Here is a 17,426-nt window from a genome sequence, read left to right as displayed (position 1 = left end):
GTGTTCATGATGAATTGCTCTCCTGCTTTCACCGGCTCAGGAATACAGCTGGCCGGCGATCATCTGAAGGTGTTCGACCACCGGGCCGAGCGCCAGCGAGGGAAGAAAAGTGAGCCCGCCCACCACCAGGATCACGAACACCAGAAGGCCCATGAAGAGCGGCGTGGCCGTGGGGAACGTGCCCGGTCCGGGCGGCACGGTGGCTTTCGCTGCAAGGCTTCCGGCCACGGCCAGCATCGGCAGCATGGTGAGGAAGCGGCCGAGCAGCATCGCCAGACCGATCGTGGTGTTGAAGTACGGCGTGTTGGCATTCAGCCCGGCGAATGCCGATCCGTTGTTGGCGGTGGCCGACGCATAGGCATACAGGATTTCGGAGAAGCCATGGGGCCCGTGGTTGGCAAGGCTTGCCGATGTGTCTCCCCAGACCGCAGCCAACGCCGTGAAACCGAGCACGCATGCCGGGTGCGCCAGCACGGCCAGCATCACCAGCTTGATCTCGCGAGCCTCGATCTTCTTGCCCAGGAACTCGGGCGTACGGCCGATCATCATGCCCGCAACGAACACGGTGAGAATCGCGTACTGGATCAGGTTGATGATGCCCACGCCATCACCGCCGAACACGCAGTTCAGCATCATCAGCGCCAGGGGCGTGATGCTGCCCAACGGAGTGAGCGAACTGTGCATGGCGTTGACGGAGCCCGTCGTCGCGGCGGTCGTGGTCGTCACGAACAACGCGGTGTCGGCGATGCCGAAGCGCATCTCCTTGCCCTCCATGTTGCCGCCCGGCTGGTCGACACTCAGCACCTGATCCGCACCGGCGCGGGCCAGCAGATCGCTGCCGCGTTGCTCGGCATGGAACGTGAGCGCCAGAAAACCGATGAACATCACGAGACAGGCACCAAACAGCACCCAGCCCTGGCGACGCCGCAGCAGCATCGAGCCGAAGGCGTATGTCAGCGCCGAAGGAATCAGCAGCATCGACAGGATGTGCACGGCGTTGGTGAGCGGCGTCGGGTTCTCGAACGGATGCGCCGCATTCGCGCCGAAGAAGCCGCCGCCGTTGGTGCCGATGTGCTTGATGCTCTCCAGGCTGGCGATCGGACCCGTCACGATGCTCTGCGTGCCGCCTTCCAGGGTGGTGGCCGGCACCAGGGACACCATGGTCTGCGGCATGCCCTGCCACACATAGAACAGCGCGATCACGAAGCACAGCGGAAGCATCACGCGCCAGAGGATGCGCATGTAGTCGACCCAATAGTTGCCCACATCGCTCGCATTCGCACGCGCAATGCCGCGAATGAATCCGGCGCCCACGGCCACGCCGGTGGTCGCGCCCGCGAACATCAGGAAAGTGATCACCACCATCTGCGTTGCGTTGGAGAGGCTCGCCTCGCCCGCGTAGGACTGCCAGTTGGTATTGGTGATGAAGGAAGCCGCCGTGTTGAACGCCAGGTCGGGCGTCTGCGCGGCCAGGCCCAGCGCGTTGAGCGGCAGGCTCGCCTGCATGCGCAGCAGCAGATAGCCCAGCAACATCATGAGCATGTTGGACAGCAGCAATACCGTCGCGTATCGCTTCCACCCCATGCGCTCATCGGGATTCACACCGATCACTCGATAGCTCCAGCGCTCAATGCGCCAGTGTGAATCGCTGGTGAAGCAATGTGCAAGCCACTGCCCCATCCCCACCGTTAGCGCCGCAAGCAACAGCAGCACCAACGCATATTCAAGCCACGCCATCCACATGGAAATTTCCTTCCTTCAGAGGCGCACCAGTGCGGCGGCAATTGCCACGAAGCCGGCAAAGCAGGCCACCGTGAGCACGACATAGACAAGATCCAGCATGGTGTTTTTCCCTCAGAACTTTTCGGGGCGCACCAGCGCATAGCCGAGATAGCCAAACAGGCCGATGGCAAAGGCCATGGCCAGCCAGTCGATCCAACCCAGACTCCACATGATTTCTTCTCCCACGGCGCGACCGAAGCGCACCCATTGACGATGGGAGAACTGTAGGAATCAGCAGGTCAAGAGCGGGTTGAGATTGGCGCCCGCCGTATCAAGATGGCATCAAGACGCCGTTTGCGCCGCCGCGGCGGCCTGCCGCTGCACGCGCAGGGCAAAGTAGAAGGTCACGGCCAGCCCTGCCAGCGCCATCCACCCCATGCCGCTCCAGCCGAACTGCCGCAGGAACCACCCGCCCAGCGCGCCGAGAATGCTGGAGCCCATGTAATAGGCCCACAGATAGAGCGACGACGCATGCCCCTTGTTCTGCACGGCGAGCCGTCCTACCCAGCCGCTTGCGATGGAGTGCGCGACGAAGAAACCCGCAGTAATGAGCACGATGCCCAGCACGATCGGCCAGAGGGCCTCCAGCGCGTTGCCGAGCATGGTGCACAGCACGCCCGCTGCCATGATCGACACGCCCGCCAGCAGCACCTTGCCGCGCCCGAGCCGATCGGCCAGCGCGCCCGCCACCGGTGACGCAAAGATGCCGAAGATGTACGCATAGAAGAAATAGCTGATCTGCACCTGGTTCAACCTGAACGGCGCGCCCGAGAGCAGAAAACCCGCATAGTTGTAGATGCTGACGAATACACCCATCAACCCGAACGAGATGACGAACAGCGACAGCAGACCCTCATGCCGCAGGTGCTGCCTCCATGCCTTCAGGTGATGTGCCGCACCCAACCCGGCCTTGGCAGAGAAGCGACGCGACGGAGGCAGCAGCCAGATGAAGCCGAACGCCACGAGCAGGTCCAGCAGCGACAGCACAGCAAGCGCATGCTGCCAGCCCAGGTATTCCGTCAGCACGCTGGTGCCGATCCGCCCCGCCATTCCTCCGAACGCCGTGCCGCCCACATACAGCCCCACCGCATAGCCCAGCCCCTTGGGATCGATCTCCTCGAACAGATAGGCCATCACCACCGCCGGGACGCCGCCCAGCAGGATGCCCTCCAGCAACCGCGCGGCGAGCAGCGCATGCCACTGCGGCAGGAACGAGGCCGCCAGATTGCACAACGTGGCAAGAACGAGGGAGGCAAACATCAGCCTGCGCCGCCCCAGCCCCTCGGAAAGCGCGCCCGCCATCACGATCGCAATGGCAAGGCTGCCGGTCGTCAGCGACAGTGCCAGCGCGCTCTGCGCCGGACTCACCCCATAGGCAAGGGCCAGCTCGGGCAACAGCGGTTGCACGCAGTAGAGCAGCGAAAACGTGGCGAAGCCGACGAGAAAAAGCGCAATGCTGACGCGGCGATACTCGGGCGTGCCGCGCTGAATGCCGCTACCGGGGAGCGGTCCCAATCCATCAGGTGATTCCGACGAGGTTTCCGCCTGCGCATTCATCGCGGTAGGATTCATTTCTAAGCTTGGGTTGCAGGAATTCACGGTTGCCTGGATTGTGCGGCCATACTCAAGCCATTGCGGAAAGCGGTACCACTTTCCACAGTTCCAGAACAAGACCGGCGCAATTCTGACGAGATGTCAGGAATTGACGCCTTCACGCGACCATCGACACGTCATTTCATGAACGCTCCACAGCACGCCAACCAGTTCGACAAGATTCGCATCCTTGCCGCATTGGGCGTGATCTTTTCCCATCATTTCAACCTCGCCGGAATGCAAGGCCCATTCTGGCTGGAGAACCGCTGGCTCAATTGGGCGTTCATGGGCGGAGTGAGCGTGATGGTGTTCCTGATCATCAGCGGCTATCTCATCACGCTGAGCTGGTATCGCAAGCCCCGGCTCGCGCCCTATCTCTGGAGCCGCTTCCTGCGTATCTGGCCCGGCATGCTGGGATCGGTGCTGATCTGTATCTTCGTGCTGGGACTTGTCTTCACGAATCTGCCCGCAAAGGAATTTCTGGGCCACGACGCGACGCGCCAGTTTCTGCTCTACAACCTCAGCCTGTTCCGCGACTATGCCGACCTGCCGGGAGTCTTCATGAACCAGCCTTACAAGCAGGTCATGAATGGCGTCTATTGGACGATTCCCATGGAGTTCATGTGCTACCTGATCCTGGCGGCCCTGGGTGTTGCAGGGGTCATGCGCCACAAGTGGTTGGCCACGGCGCTTGCAGCCATCTACATCGCAACGTTCCTCGTCTTCGGCAACTACGATTTCACGGGAAAAATCCACCACTGGATCGAATACCCGGCCTACTTCGCCGCAGGAAGCCTGATCGCGGTACACAACGAATGGTTCATGCGCAATAGCAAACGGCTGGTCATGGTGCTCGCGCCCCTGCTTCTCATCGCATATTTCCTCACGCCCTATCAAGCCACGGTGCGCATCTTCTTGATGCCCCTGCTCGTCGTTTTCATCGGCAACCTTCCAGCGACCGAAAACTGGTTTACCCGGATGGGTGATCCGTCGTACGGAATCTACCTCTACGGATTTCCGCTGGCCCAGTCGGTGATTGCAGTTTTCCCCCAGCTCAATTTCTGGCTCAGCATGGGGCTCTCCATGACACTGGCGATCACTGCTGGCTATCTCTCGTGGAGTCTTCTGGAGTCGCGCGCGCTGCGGTTGAAGGCGCTGTTTTCAGACAGCCCCTTGAAAGATGCCCGGACAGCCAATATCAGCCGCCCCTGAACGGGCAACCGGTGACATCTGTCCAGGCAATGTACACGCCCAGTTCATGCAAACTCCGACTGGATCTGATTCAGGTCGAAAGGTTCGTGTCGGTCTTTGGGTGCGCTCACATTCACTCGTGTTTTTCAGGGTCCCTCTGTAAAATACCCGCATTCGCCATGACCGGACTCGGTCATGCGCTCTCTGTCTCGTTTCCCCTGGATTCCCCTTGACCTACGCTCCCGAAACGCGGCGCCGCCGCACATTCGCCATCATTTCCCACCCTGACGCGGGTAAAACCACGCTGACGGAAAAGCTGCTGCTGTTCTCGGGCGCGATCCAGATCGCCGGTGCCGTGAAGGGCCGCAAGGCCAGCCGCCATGCCACATCGGACTGGATGGAAATCGAAAAGCAGCGCGGCATCTCGGTGGCTTCGTCGGTGATGCAGATGAGCTACCGCGATCACGTCATCAACCTGCTCGACACTCCCGGCCACAAGGACTTCTCGGAAGACACCTACCGCGTGCTCACGGCCGTGGACTCCGCACTGATGGTGATCGACGCGGCGAACGGTGTGGAAGCGCAGACCCGCCGCCTCATCGAAGTCTGCCGCCAGCGCGACACACCCATCATCACCTTCGTGAACAAGATGGACCGCGAAGTGCGCGATCCGCTCGACATCCTCGACGAAGTGGAACGTGAACTCGGCATGCCCTGCTGCCCCATCACCTGGCCCGTCGGCCAGGGCAAGAGCTTCGGCGGCATCATCAACCTGCGCACGCAGAGCATGACCGTGTTCTCCCCCGGCAGCGAAAAGCGCCCGCAGGATTTCGAGACCATTCCGCTCAGCGAAGCCGACAAGCTGCGCACACGCTTCGGCCAGGCGTTCGACGACGCGCTCGAAAGCATGGAATTGGCGGTGGGTGCCTCGGCCGAGTGGAACCATGAGGCCTTCCTCGCAGGCAAGCTCACCCCCGTGTTCTTCGGCTCCGGCGTGAATAATTTCGGTGTGATGGAAGTGCTTGACGCGGTGGTCGACATGTCTCCCCCACCCGGCCCGCGCAAGAGCACCCTGCTGGTTAACAAGCAACCCGTGGAGAAGATCATCCAGCCCGAAGATTCCGGCTTCTCGGGCGTGGTCTTCAAGGTGCAGGCCAATATGGACGCCAACCACCGCGACCGCATTGCCTTCGTGCGCGTGGCCTCCGGCAAATTCACGCACGGCATGAAGATGAAGGTGCAGCGCACCGCCAAGGAACTGCGCCCCACCTCGGTCGTCACGTTCATGAGCCAACGACGCGAGGCTGTGGAAGAGGCCTATGCAGGCGACATCATCGGCTTCACCATCCACGGCGGCGTGCAACTCGGCGACACCATCACCGACGGCCCCAACCTGCAATTCACCGGCCTGCCCTTCTTCGCCCCTGAATTGTTCATGACCGTGGTGCTGCGCAACCCACTGCGCACCAAGCAGCTTCAGCAAGGCCTGATGCAGTTGGGGGAGGAAGGCGCGATCCAGGTGTTCAAACCCGAAGCCGGCGGCAACATGTTGCTGGGCGCGGTCGGCCAACTGCAGTTCGAAGTGGTGCAACACCGCCTGAACACCGAATACGACTGCGACATTCGTCTGGAAGGCTGCCAATACACCGGGGCTCGCTGGATCACTGCGGATACGCCTGCGGAGCTGCGTGAGTTCGAGAACGCCTATCCATTGCGCATGGCGCGCGATGCGGCGGATACCCTCGCTTATCTGTGCACCAGCCCGTATGACGTGCGGCTGGCGCAGGAGCGGTTTCCTAAGATTCACTTCCATCCGTTGCGGGAGCATGCGGGGTTGGCGTTGCAAGCAAACGGGTGATTACAGCATGACGGGAAACAAGGGCCCCTTCAAAACGAATAACTTTGATTTCATCCGAATCGTGGCTGCGTCCATGGTTCTTATAAGTCACCATTTCGCACTAACTGCACAACAGGAACCATCGTTTTTCGGGATCTTTAGTTTGGGAGGGCTGGCGGTCGCCATTTTCTTTGTCATCAGCGGTTACCTGGTGATGACAAGTTGGAAAAGAGATCCCAATCTGTTACGTTTTGCGTTGCGCAGATTTCTGCGCATCTGGCCCGCACTGATATGCGTGGTGGTTTTCACCGCATATGTCCTCGGGCCCATCGTGACCGAGCTGCCCGTCAAGGAATACCTGCGACATGGAGCAACGTCGGACTATCTGCGAACCCTGTACATGCAGATCTACTACGTTTTGCCAGGAGTTTTTGAGCACAACCCCTATGCCCGAGGCGTCAACGGATCGCTCTGGACCATTCCCTACGAGGTTCGTTGCTACATCGTGTTAGGAATTGCAGGGATTATTGGGCTATTGAAGTATCGGTCCATCTTCTTGGCAACTGTCGCCATCTATTTGATTTGGTTTCTCTCGAAAAGCAATGCGGATTTGACTCAAGTAACCAACTACGGTCGCGAATTAAGCGCCTACTTTCTCATTGGTGCCGCATTAGCAGTTTTAGAACCTTATTGGTCGCGCGCCCCCCATTACTGGGCATTGACTCTGGCCACTATTTTTGTAGTCTTGTGGTCGATTGGCTGGCGGCATACAGCATTGCTAACCGCCTTGCCTTTTCTGATTGTCTATACAGGAACTCGCTCAACCGCCTATGTTCGCCAAGCCGGGCGATTTGGAGATCCCTCGTTTGGAATTTACTTGTATGCATTTCCCGTTCAGCAAACAGTTATTCTCTACACATTTTCACAAGCCGGTTTCTGGGGTACACTTTTTTTATCGGCGATAACTACAATTGCACTGGCTTTTCTTAGCTGGAATTTCGTTGAAAAGCAAGCTTTAAAATACAAACCCAACCCCAACAAAGCATCTATTTTGACGAGGGCTAAAAGCTATTTCATGCGCTCACCAAGCCATTGATTCTACGCCTCTGTAAATTTCGATGCATATCCCATATGTATGAGCAAAATTTTCCGTTGATCGAGCAGCCGGATACCAATGCTCCTCGTCGTTACTTATTCTGGGGTCTGGTAGTTCCGCTGATCATCTACGCCGCGCGATCAGTTCCGCTGCTGCTGAATCCAGATATTCGAATTGATACGATCTACACCTATTTTCCCCTGGCGCGGCAATTGCTGGCGGACGGCGCTTCTTTTTGGCAGGACCCCAGTTCACTGAAATCCGCTCCCGGCATATACACCTATATGGCGTTGGCGAATGTGGACGTCGTGACTCTCAAAATCATTGATTTGGTGATGGCGCTATCCGTCGTCACCATGCTCAGTGATATTGCATGGCGCATTGCAGGGAATGTTGCCGCGGGCGCAACCGCATGGCTGATAGCTGTGTCGCCCCTGATTCTGCCCTTGAGCATTTCGCCCATGGCGGAGCCTCCGGCATTTTTTCTTCTCGCACTCTGGCTATGGGCCACAAGCTGTTGCCTTCAAATGGGAACGGGGCCAAGGCGCAGATATGGCTTGGTTGTTTTGGCCGGCATTGCGCTAACGGCGGCCACGCTGACCCGCGCAACCACCATGTATTGGATTCCGGCATTGGTGCTTCTGAGCGTGATTGCGCTGCTGATCAAAGGTCCCATCAAGGCGCTGCTCCCCTGGAAACGCCTGCTGATCATCCACCTCGTCGCCCTGTTGGGCGTTGGCGCGTACATGGTAAAAAACCAGGTCAATTTTGAAAAACCACTGATTGCGACCGGTGCCGGGGTGGCGCTTTACTTTGGAAACAACATGCTGACCTATGGTCAGGAACCCCCTTTCTTTGGCCTGCAGCATGATGAATTTCTGATCACCAAAGAGGAGAGTCACCTGTCAATCAAAGGTGACCACCGCTTGTCTGTTGCAGCAGTGGAGCGGATCAGGGAGGCACCGTTTCCTGTACTGGTAGCGACGTATATCAATGGCGCGGGATCGCTTCTCTTTTTCAGCAAGAGCCATTTGCACAATTACTCGGATCGCATCTGGCGCATCTGCCTCATCACCCTGGCCGTCTTCGGGATCTGGTTTGGACGCCGGCACCCCATGGTCATTCTCCTCAGTGGCTTGGCACTGTACATGTGGGCGGTTCATCTGCCTGCGCTGTACAACCCGCGTTACAGCATTTTGGCGCTGGATATCGAATTCAGTCTGCTTGCCGGTATCGGGGTGGCTGGAATCTGGCAACAAGCGCGCAGAAAATCAACCATCGTGGGCACACTGCTCATCATGCTGCTGGGTAGTGTTATCGGCTCCGCCCATCAACGATACAGCTCGGCGATGCAGGCGAATTTCACCGCCATGCCACCACCAGCCATACGGATGGCCACGCCGACCGAGGTTCAGACCTCAGGTTTCTCAACGGACCCATTCATCACACTGGCGACCACCACGTCCAACTTGGTAAAAATTACGTGGACCCGCGATTTCCCCGAAATCAATCCCCTGATGCTGGTACATCTGGGAATTGAAACACTCACAGGAGAATGCACCAAAGCGTGGATTGGCTACATCAACGCGGCTGGCGTGAACCGGGTCGATTCCGTTCGCGTTGCCTCATTATCTCAAGGGCAGAATTTCTCACGCGGTCTGGCTTTTGTGACGTCACCTGGGCGCGGGAAGCAGTTAGAAATCACCTTGGAATGCACTCAAGGGGCGCAGATACAGTTGAGCTCGCTCGGGCTCTATGACGCATCATTCGGGAAGCGCGCTCGGATAAACGAGCCCCTGCCTGGAGACGATTGACTTGGCGGCGCACCCAAGAGGCCGAAGCCATTGCAAATCGGCGCGGATTCGGCATTGCCTCGCAAGAAACCGGGTTGACTGAATACGCTACAGTCAGCCCATCAACCCACCAATTCCTGGCATGAATTTTCTGCTCTCCACCGTTACCGTCCTATGTGTCGTCGGTATTTCGCTCGGGCAAATGCTGTTCAAAAAAGCGGCAACCGCCATCCCGGCCGCGGCAACGTGGCAGAACTGGGTACTCAACCCCTGGCTCATCGTAGCGCTGGCGCTTTATGGCATTACCACCCTCGTTTGGATCTGGGTGTTGCGCCATGCCCCCCTGCATCTGGCGTATCCATTCATGGGACTGGCGTTTCTCATCGTGCCCGGACTTGGCTGGTTGTTTCTGGGCGAACCCATTCAACTGCCCACCGTAATCGGTGGCGCGCTCATTCTGGCCGGTATTGCCGTTGCCGCCCAGGCGGCGTGAAGAGTCCATTAAAACCATGAAGATCGCTGTTGCCATTCCCTGCTACAAAGTCACGCAGCATGTGATGGGTGTCATCTCAGCCATCGGGCCTGACGTGGAGGCCATCTATGCCGTGGACGATGCCTGCCCTCAGCAAAGCGGTAAGTTCATCGAGGAGCACAACACCGACCCACGCGTGCGGGTGCTCTACCACCCCGAAAACCGTGGTGTCGGGGGTGCCATCGTCACCGCCTACAAGGCAGCCATCGGCGATGGCATGGACATCGTCGTGAAGATCGATGGCGACGGCCAGATGAATCCCGCACTGCTGCCCCAGTTCGTGCGACCGCTGCTGCGCCATCAAGCCGACTACACCAAGGGCAACCGCTTCTTCCGTCCGGAATCCGTTCAGGGCATGCCGCCCATGCGGCTGTTCGGCAACGCGGTGCTGTCTTTTCTCACCAAGCTGAGCTGCGGCTACTGGACCAGCATGGATCCCACCAACGGCTATACCGCCGTGCGAACCAATGTGCTGCAAGAGTTGCCGCTCGACAAGCTGGAGCGCCGCTACTTCTTTGAAACCGACATGCTGTTTCGCCTGAACACGGTGCGTGCGGTGGTCAAGGATGTACCGATGGATTCCGTTTACGGCGACGAGGAGTCGAACCTCAAGATCGGAAAGATCCTTCCCGAATTCCTGCGCAAGCACTTCTCGCGCCTGGGACGCCGCTATGTCTACAACTACCTGGTGCGCGACTTCAATGTGGGCACTGTCTACAGTCTCGTGGGCGGGCTGCTGGTGCTGGGCGGCGGGCTGTTCGGGTTGGGGCACTGGATCACCGGAAACCTGCACAATCAAACCGCATCGAGCGGCACCGTCATGCTTGCGGCTTTGCCCATCATCATCGGTATCCAATGTCTGATTGCGTTCATGCACTATGACGTAAGCAATGTGCCTACCGAACCGCTGAGCACCACACTCGACGACCTGCAGATGCCGCAAGGCACTCGCGTACTCTGAACTGAACGCAGCAATGGAAACGTGATGGCGCTCAGAAGGATGCCGTCGCGCGCTTGATCTCGCCCTACTACTTCTCCGTGGTTCCCGAGCGCCTCAAAGCGTCCACGGAACATGACGTCAATCGCATGGAACTCCGCCCTGACAACCCCAAGGACGGCTCGGACAAGTTCTATCGTGCGATCATCGAGTTCGCCAAGCACTGAGGCGCTTATTCACTCTTTCCGGGCGCCCTGTTTGCCTATTTATTGAACATGCTCCCCCTTTCCCAATGGCCGCTGGCCAGTCGTGCCCCGGTGCACGGCATCTTCACCGACATCGACGACACCCTCACCACCGACGGCGCCATCACGCAGGACGCGCTAGAGGCGCTCGCAGCGCTGAAGGCCGCCGGACTGCATGTCATTCCCATCACCGGCCGTCCCATCGGCTGGAGCGAGCCGTTCGCCGGCACCTGGCCCGTGGATGCCATCGTGGCGGAAAACGGTTCGGTCGCGTTTCGCCATCGCAAGAACGGGGATGGCATCGAGAAGATCTACCAGCAGGATGCCGCTACGCGCGAGAAGAACTATGCGCGCATGCAGGAGGTCGCCCGACAGATCGTGCGTGAAGTGCCCGGCGCCATGCTTGCTACCGATTCGCTGGGGCGTGAGACTGACATCGCCATCGACCATAGCGAGTCCACGCATCTTTCGCAGAAAGGCATCGACCAGGCGGTTGCCATCATGCGGGCGGCCGGCATGAACGCCACGGTGAGCAGCATCCACATCAACGGCTGGTTCGGGGACCACAACAAGCTCGAAGGAGCCCGCTGGATCGTGCGTGAGCTGTTCGGGCGCGATCTCGAGCAGGAGCTCGACCATTGGGCCTACGTCGGGGACTCGACCAATGACCAGCAAATGTTCGCGCATTTCAAAAACAGCATCGGTGTAGCCAACATCGCGCGGTTTGTTCCTCAGCTCAAGGACTTTCCAAACTACGTCACCACCAGGGAGCGTGGCGCAGGGTTTGCCGAGGTGACGAAGGCACTCTTGCAGCTCTAAGTCTCACGATTTGTATAAGCGCGAACATCTTCTTGCTATTGCCATGCATGACACCCTGTTCTAGGGAAGGTCTGAAAAACTCACCTCCGGCGCCGAGCGCGATGAAGGCGCGTATTTGAAGCTGCGATGGATGGCCATCCGATGTAGCACTCACTTCAGAAGTCTTTTCAGACACCCTGCCCAAGCGCTCCCCCGGCTGTTTGCAGACGCACCTATGCCCGCAAGGCCGTGAGCTTTTTGCGCGCCATCCACAGATTGGCCAGTGCAAACAACGTCACGATCTGTCCCGTGTTCTTGGCTAAACCTTTGTAGCGCGCCTTGGCAAATCCGAACTGCTGCTTGATGACCCGAAACGGATGCTCCACCTTGGCGCGAATGCGTGCTTTGATCGTCTGTCTGACCGTGCATCAAGCATTGGCTTACGTCACATCACTCACACGGGCCGCCGTCGTGATGATCGAGTGCGCCAATCCCGAATCTGCGTCCACGCCAATGTATGTAGGCCTTGATTCCAAAGTACCACTGATTGCCCTTCTTGGTCTGGTGCATCTCGGGATCGCGCTCGCTGCTGTCGTTCTTTGTCGAACCCGGTGCATTGATCAGAGTGGCATCGACAGCCGTTCCGGTCTTGAGCCGCAAGCCCTTGCAGCTCAGCAGATCGTTGACCACCCGCAGCATGTCCGGCGCCAGATGATTCCTCTCCAGCAGGAGACGTAAGCGCAGGATGGTGCTCTCGTCAGGCAGTCGATCAAGAGCTTCTTTGAGCTTGGCAAACTCGCGGTACACGGGCACGTCATGCAAGGATTCCTCCATGGCCGGATCACTCAGACCGAACCATTGCTGCAGATAGTGAATGCGCAGCATCGTCTCGATGGGAAATGCTGGATGCCCAGTCTTGGCTTTGGTGTAGTGCGGCGCGACGATCTGCACGAGCGCATCCTACGAAACCACCTTGTCCATCTCTTCAAGGAACTCGCGCTTGCGGATCTTCTTGGTCGACAGGTTCAAACCCAAACTAATTTGCCTCATATGAGGATGATCGCAGAATCGTGGTGATGGAGGCCGGCTTCAGGGGGGTTTACAGACCTCCCCTAGGGGGCCTCAGAAAAACGACAGCACTTCGGATATTCATTGATATCCGATTAAACTCCTCGCGCAGTCAATACATCACGCAATTTGGATTCTATGAAAGCCTTGCATTTCACATAGAGCCTTTTCTCTATCAATGAAAACCAAATCATCGAAATTAGCACCACCCCAAAAATAGTCACAAAATACACAGGCAGTCGAGGTAAAGTGAATTTATAAGCAAGCAAACCCATGATGGATATAATCAAGGGATGTATCAAATACAGACTAAATGAAGCATCGCCGATTTTTTTTAAAAAATTCGGAGGTGAATATTTTGTACCATTCAATTGCAAAAAAACCCACAATGTGCAGACGCCAAACACACCAAAGGTCATTACCCGAAGGAATTCATAATTCACAAAAAATATATCTTTGAGGCCAACCAAAAATCCAAAAATACCCAATACTATCGCAGGGAAAATGCTAGCGCGGTGATTTTTATTCCACTCCGTGGATGCAACAAAAGCGCCAAGCAAAAACTCCAACACAAAAGCATTCAATTCATATCGGAGCGGCCAACCTCCTCCAATTACTTGATTCTCTCGGAAAAGGTAGAAATACAAATTGTAAAAAAAGAATATGGAAAAAGTAAAAATAATTTTTACCTGCAATGAAGCACTTCTGTACGCGATGAATATAAAAAATACAATAACGTATAGCCGCAGCTCCAGCGCAATACTCCATGCAGTTTCGAGCCAGTTTTTTACAATATTTGGAGATAGCAAAAAAATACTGGGCCATGCATTTTCCATCAAACCGTGAATGGGCCTGACACCTGCATAGGCAAGTGCGAGCGTCAACAGCATAACAGGCCAGTATCCAGCAAAAATTCGGACGAACCGCTCCACCAGAAATGCAGCATACACATATTTATTATTCTCTCGCCGAATCAATGTTGAAGTAACAACAAAACCACTCAACGCAATAAATACATCCACACCAACATACCCATGCCGGCCAAGCAGTTTCAAGAAATTTGATACGGCCCCATCTCCCAGCATCGCCGATGCATGAAATAAAAGCACATAGATTGCCGCCAAAGCACGAAGCGCTTGCAACCAGGCCAGGTTATTGTTTGCCTTTTCCATCGATCCATTCATCTGATCAGCTGAGGGGCGCTCCTCGTCAGCGGGAGCCCCTCAGCCTCGGGCGCGCAGCTCCTTGGGGGTTGGATTTAGTGCTGAAGGATCTTGTTGAGGAATTCCTTCGTGCGTGGCTGACGTGCATCCGGGTTCCCGAAGAACTCGTCGCGCGAGCAGTCTTCCAGGATCTTGCCGCCCACGTCCATGAAGATCACGCGGCTCGAGACCTTGCGGGCGAATCCCATTTCGTGCGTCACGCACATCATGGTCATGCCTTCATTGGCCAGGCCGATCATCACGTCTAGCACTTCGCCGACCATTTCGGGATCGAGCGCGGAGGTGGGTTCGTCGAACAGCATCACGATCGGATCCATCGACAGCGCACGGGCGATCGCCACGCGCTGCTGCTGGCCGCCCGAGAGTTGGCCCGGGAACTTGTCCTTGTGCGCCATCAGGCCCACGCGGTCCAGCATCTTCAGGCCGCGCTGCTTGGCTTCATCCGCGCCGCGGCCGAGCACCTTCATCTGGGCGATGGTGAGGTTCTCTGTCACCGAGAGGTGCGGGAACAGCTCGAAGTGCTGGAACACCATGCCCACGCGGCTGCGCAGCTTGGGCAGGTTGGTCTTGGGATCGTGAACGGCCACGCCATCGACGAAGATCTCGCCCTTCTGGAACGGCTCCAGCGCGTTGATGGTCTTGATGAGTGTGGACTTGCCCGAGCCGGACGGCCCGCACACCACCACCACTTCACCCTTCTGGATGTTGGTGGAGCAGTCGGTCAGCACCTGGAAGCTGCCGTACCACTTGGAAACGTTCTTCATTTCAATCATTGCAATTCCTTTGATCGGGCGGCAGCCTCAACGGATGATGGCGATCTTCTTGTGCAGGCGCTTGACGAACCACGACAGCGCGTAGCACAGCACAAAATAGGTGATGGCAGCGGCCAGATACGACTCCACGGGGCGACCGAAGTTCTTGCCCGCGATGTCGAAGCCCTTGAGCATGTCGTAGGCGCCAATGGCGTAGACCAGCGACGTATCCTGGAACAGGATGATGGTCTGCGTCAGCAGCACCGGCAGCATGTTGCGGAAGGCCTGTGGCAGCACGACGAGGCGCATGTTCTGGCTGTAGGTCATGCCCATGGCCTGTCCGGCAAACACCTGGCCGCGCGGGATCGACTGGATGCCCGCACGCATGATTTCGCTGAAGTAGGCGGCCTCGAACGCCACGAAGGTGATGATGGCAGAGGTTTCCGCGCCGATGGGCTTGCCGATGATCATCGGCATCAGCAGGAAGAACCACAGGATCACCATCACCAGCGGGATGGAGCGCATGCCGTTGACATAGATGGTGGCGGGCAGATCCAGCCACTTCTTGCCCGACAGCCGCATCAGGGCCAGCAGGGTGCCGAAGAACACGCCGCCCACGGTAGCGATCAATGTCAGCAGCAGGCTGTATTTCAGACCTTTCCAGACATAGTTGCTGAACAGGTCCCACGAGAAAAATGACCAGTCAAGACTCAGCATCATTTCAGTGGCCTCCACCGCTTGCCGCGATCAGACCCGGGACGCGCGAGCGCTTCTCGATGAACGTCATGATGCGGTTGACCACAAAGGCCGAGAAAACATACAGCGCCGTCACGGCCAGATAGACTTCCACGCCGCGCGCGGTTTCTTCCTGCGCCTGCATGGCGAACATCGTGAGTTCCGCCACCGACACGGCGAACGCGACCGACGAGTTCTTGAACACGTTCATGGTCTCGCTCGTGAGCGGCGGAATGATGATGCGGAATGCCATGGGCAGCAGCACGTAGCGATAGGTCTGGAACGTGGTGAAACCCACGGCCATGCCGGCATAGCGCTGGCCGCGCGGCAGGGCCTGGATACCCGAGCGCACCTGCTCGGCGATACGCGCCGAGGTGAACAGGCCGATGGCGAACACCACCAGCACAAAACCGTCCACGCGCTTGAGCGCCGGGAAAATGGCCGGAATCACGTGATACCAGACAAAGACCTGCACCAGCAGCGGAATGTTGCGGAACAACTCGACCCACGCATTGCCCAGGCGGACGATCCACGGCCGGTCAGGCAAGGTGCGCAGCGTGCCGATGATGGCGCCCAGAATCAGCGCGATCAGCAGCGACAAAAGTGACACGGAAACCGTCCAGCCCCAGGCCGACAGCATCCAATCGAGATAAGTGATGTCGCCGTTTTTTCCAAAACAGCTTTGCCCGACCTCTTGGGTAATGGTGTCTTGACAGAACACCTGCCAATCCCAACTCATACGAGCACCTCTTTTTCTTCAAACAACCAGGGAGACCGCATCCTGCCGCAGTGGGCGCTCACAACGCGATCTCGCAACAAAAACGCCCCTTCGGGCTTGGCCGGAACCGGCCGAAGGGGCGCAACCTTCAAGCGACAGGATCAGTCGGCGATCTTGTACTCTTCCATGGGCTTGTCGTTCGGAGCGTCCCACGCAGCCTTGGTGGCGGCCGACAGCGGCAGGCCGATCTTCACGTTGTTCGGAGGAATCGGCTGCATGAACCACTTGTCGTACAGCTTGGCCAGGGTGCCGTCCTTGATCTGGCGGGCGATGGAGTCATCCACGGCCTTCTTGAAAGCAGGGTCGTCCTTGCGCAGCATGCAGGCGATGGGTTCCACCGACAGCACTTCGCCGACGATCTTGTACTCGCTGGGAGCCTTGGACTTGGAGATGTTGGCGGCCAGGATCGAGCCGTCCATGATGAAGGCGTCGGCACGGCCGGTCTCCAGCATCAGGAACGAGTCGGCGTGGTCCTTGCCCATGACTTCCTTGAAGGTCAGGCCGTCGGCGCGCTTGTTCTTGCGCAGGGTCTGCACGGAGGTGGTGCCGGTGGTGGTCACCAGGGTCTTGCCGTTCAGGTCCTTGATGCCGGTGATGCCGGAATTGGCCTTCACCGCAATGCGCACTTCCTCCACGTAGGTCGTGTAGGCGAACGCGGCATCCTTCTGGCGAGCCAGGTTGTTGGTGGTGGAGCCGCACTCGATGTCCACGGTGCCGTTCTGCACCAGCGGAATACGGTTCTGCGATGTCACCGGCTGGTACTTGATTTCCATCTTGGCTAGGCCCAGCTGTTTCTGGACGTCGTGCAGGATGTTCTCGCCCATCTCGGTGTGGAAGCCCACGTACTTGCCGTTGCCCAGCGTATAGCCCAGGCCGGAGGATTCGCGCACGCCGAACGTCACGGCGCCCGAAGACTTGATCTTTGCCAGTGTGTCATTGGCCTGGGCGAATGCCGTGCCTGCAGCCAGTACCGAGATGGCGGCGACCATCAAATGCTTCTTCATAGAATCTCCTTGCAAGTGAAGCGAAAAAAACAGTGTAGTGAATTCAGAAGTCAGTGAATGTC

At 57.8% G+C, this 17,426-nt stretch carries 16 protein-coding genes and 1 pseudogene; 8 read left to right on the top strand and 9 right to left on the bottom strand.

All coding sequences use genetic code 11. The features are described 5' to 3' along the window. Window positions 1–36: 36 nt before the first annotated feature. The 3 genes from kdpA to H9K76_RS03090 form a co-directional block, all read right to left on the bottom strand. The gene (gene kdpA, locus H9K76_RS03100; RefSeq protein ID WP_187598125.1) at window positions 37–1,743 is read right to left on the bottom strand and encodes a potassium-transporting ATPase subunit KdpA; all 1,707 of its coding nucleotides are present in this window, start codon (window positions 1,741–1,743) and stop codon (window positions 37–39) included. 111 nt (window positions 1,744–1,854) lie between these two features. Next, on the bottom strand, window positions 1,855–1,953 hold the full coding sequence (kdpF, locus tag H9K76_RS03095; protein ID WP_187598124.1) for a K(+)-transporting ATPase subunit F: 99 nt from the start codon (window positions 1,951–1,953) through the stop codon (window positions 1,855–1,857). A 111-nt stretch (window positions 1,954–2,064) separates the two neighbouring features. After that, window positions 2,065–3,354, bottom strand: coding sequence for an MFS transporter (locus tag H9K76_RS03090; RefSeq protein WP_246475271.1), 1,290 nt, complete (start codon window positions 3,352–3,354; stop codon window positions 2,065–2,067). A 60-nt stretch (window positions 3,355–3,414) separates the two neighbouring features. On the opposite strand from H9K76_RS03090, the gene H9K76_RS03085 reads away from it, so the two are divergent. From H9K76_RS03085 to H9K76_RS03050, 8 genes are all read left to right on the top strand, one after another. Further along, the gene (locus tag H9K76_RS03085) at window positions 3,415–4,587 is read left to right on the top strand and encodes an acyltransferase family protein (RefSeq protein WP_246475269.1); all 1,173 of its coding nucleotides are present in this window, start codon (window positions 3,415–3,417) and stop codon (window positions 4,585–4,587) included. Between the two features lie 208 nt (window positions 4,588–4,795). Then, window positions 4,796–6,424: a peptide chain release factor 3 gene (locus H9K76_RS03080; protein WP_187598123.1), complete on the top strand. Its 1,629-nt coding sequence runs from the start codon at window positions 4,796–4,798 to the stop codon at window positions 6,422–6,424. Between the two features lie 7 nt (window positions 6,425–6,431). Further along, window positions 6,432–7,499: an acyltransferase family protein gene (locus H9K76_RS03075; RefSeq protein WP_187598122.1), complete on the top strand. Its 1,068-nt coding sequence runs from the start codon at window positions 6,432–6,434 to the stop codon at window positions 7,497–7,499. 35 nt (window positions 7,500–7,534) lie between these two features. Continuing rightward, window positions 7,535–9,313: a hypothetical protein gene (locus tag H9K76_RS03070; protein WP_187598121.1), complete on the top strand. Its 1,779-nt coding sequence runs from the start codon at window positions 7,535–7,537 to the stop codon at window positions 9,311–9,313. A gap of 121 nt (window positions 9,314–9,434) precedes the next feature. Continuing rightward, window positions 9,435–9,785 carry a DMT family transporter gene (locus H9K76_RS03065; protein WP_187598120.1) on the top strand — a complete coding sequence of 117 codons (351 nt, stop codon included), beginning with the start codon at window positions 9,435–9,437 and terminating at the stop codon, window positions 9,783–9,785. Window positions 9,786–9,801: 16 nt separating this feature from the next. Then, window positions 9,802–10,785: a glycosyltransferase family 2 protein gene (locus tag H9K76_RS03060; RefSeq protein ID WP_187598119.1), complete on the top strand. Its 984-nt coding sequence runs from the start codon at window positions 9,802–9,804 to the stop codon at window positions 10,783–10,785. 53 nt (window positions 10,786–10,838) lie between these two features. After that, a complete protein-coding gene (locus H9K76_RS03055) occupies window positions 10,839–10,988 on the top strand; it encodes a hypothetical protein (RefSeq protein WP_187598118.1) in 150 nt (49 codons plus the stop codon). A gap of 48 nt (window positions 10,989–11,036) precedes the next feature. Continuing rightward, window positions 11,037–11,825 carry an HAD-IIB family hydrolase gene (locus H9K76_RS03050; protein ID WP_187598117.1) on the top strand — a complete coding sequence of 263 codons (789 nt, stop codon included), beginning with the start codon at window positions 11,037–11,039 and terminating at the stop codon, window positions 11,823–11,825. A 212-nt stretch (window positions 11,826–12,037) separates the two neighbouring features. Here H9K76_RS03050 and H9K76_RS03045 read toward each other — a convergent pair. The 6 genes and pseudogenes from H9K76_RS03045 to H9K76_RS03020 form a co-directional block, all read right to left on the bottom strand. Further along, window positions 12,038–12,854, bottom strand: a pseudogene (locus H9K76_RS03045) (IS5 family transposase). A 113-nt stretch (window positions 12,855–12,967) separates the two neighbouring features. Next, the gene (locus H9K76_RS03040) at window positions 12,968–14,044 is read right to left on the bottom strand and encodes an acyltransferase family protein (RefSeq protein ID WP_187598116.1); all 1,077 of its coding nucleotides are present in this window, start codon (window positions 14,042–14,044) and stop codon (window positions 12,968–12,970) included. A gap of 86 nt (window positions 14,045–14,130) precedes the next feature. Beyond that, a complete protein-coding gene (locus H9K76_RS03035) occupies window positions 14,131–14,868 on the bottom strand; it encodes an amino acid ABC transporter ATP-binding protein (protein ID WP_187598115.1) in 738 nt (245 codons plus the stop codon). Between the two features lie 27 nt (window positions 14,869–14,895). After that, on the bottom strand, window positions 14,896–15,567 hold the full coding sequence (locus tag H9K76_RS03030) for an amino acid ABC transporter permease (RefSeq protein WP_187598114.1): 672 nt from the start codon (window positions 15,565–15,567) through the stop codon (window positions 14,896–14,898). Window position 15,568: 1 nt separating this feature from the next. Beyond that, window positions 15,569–16,321: an amino acid ABC transporter permease gene (locus tag H9K76_RS03025; protein WP_187598113.1), complete on the bottom strand. Its 753-nt coding sequence runs from the start codon at window positions 16,319–16,321 to the stop codon at window positions 15,569–15,571. Between the two features lie 140 nt (window positions 16,322–16,461). Next, entirely contained in the window at window positions 16,462–17,364 is a 903-nt protein-coding gene (locus tag H9K76_RS03020; protein ID WP_187598112.1) for a transporter substrate-binding domain-containing protein, read from the bottom strand. Between the last annotated feature and the right edge of the window lie 62 nt (window positions 17,365–17,426).

Origin of the sequence: Diaphorobacter ruginosibacter (genome assembly GCF_014395975.1) — a bacterium.
Classification (GTDB): Bacteria; Pseudomonadota; Gammaproteobacteria; order Burkholderiales; family Burkholderiaceae_C; genus Diaphorobacter_A; species Diaphorobacter_A ruginosibacter.
This window is presented reverse-complemented; position numbering and strand designations above follow the sequence as displayed.

Coding starts and splice junctions, on each gene's coding strand:
- kdpA (WP_187598125.1), bottom strand. CDS start 1,743: ATGTGGATGGCGTGGCTTGAATATGCGTTGGTGCTGCTGTTGCTTGCG.
- kdpF (WP_187598124.1), bottom strand. CDS start 1,953: ATGTGGAGTCTGGGTTGGATCGACTGGCTGGCCATGGCCTTTGCCATC.
- H9K76_RS03090 (WP_246475271.1), bottom strand. CDS start 3,354: ATGAATCCTACCGCGATGAATGCGCAGGCGGAAACCTCGTCGGAATCA.
- H9K76_RS03075 (WP_187598122.1), top strand. CDS start 6,432: ATGACGGGAAACAAGGGCCCCTTCAAAACGAATAACTTTGATTTCATC.
- H9K76_RS03070 (WP_187598121.1), top strand. CDS start 7,535: ATGTATGAGCAAAATTTTCCGTTGATCGAGCAGCCGGATACCAATGCT.
- H9K76_RS03065 (WP_187598120.1), top strand. CDS start 9,435: ATGAATTTTCTGCTCTCCACCGTTACCGTCCTATGTGTCGTCGGTATT.
- H9K76_RS03060 (WP_187598119.1), top strand. CDS start 9,802: ATGAAGATCGCTGTTGCCATTCCCTGCTACAAAGTCACGCAGCATGTG.
- H9K76_RS03050 (WP_187598117.1), top strand. CDS start 11,037: ATGCTCCCCCTTTCCCAATGGCCGCTGGCCAGTCGTGCCCCGGTGCAC.
- H9K76_RS03040 (WP_187598116.1), bottom strand. CDS start 14,044: ATGGAAAAGGCAAACAATAACCTGGCCTGGTTGCAAGCGCTTCGTGCT.
- H9K76_RS03035 (WP_187598115.1), bottom strand. CDS start 14,868: ATGATTGAAATGAAGAACGTTTCCAAGTGGTACGGCAGCTTCCAGGTG.
- H9K76_RS03030 (WP_187598114.1), bottom strand. CDS start 15,567: ATGATGCTGAGTCTTGACTGGTCATTTTTCTCGTGGGACCTGTTCAGC.
- H9K76_RS03025 (WP_187598113.1), bottom strand. CDS start 16,321: ATGAGTTGGGATTGGCAGGTGTTCTGTCAAGACACCATTACCCAAGAG.
- H9K76_RS03020 (WP_187598112.1), bottom strand. CDS start 17,364: ATGAAGAAGCATTTGATGGTCGCCGCCATCTCGGTACTGGCTGCAGGC.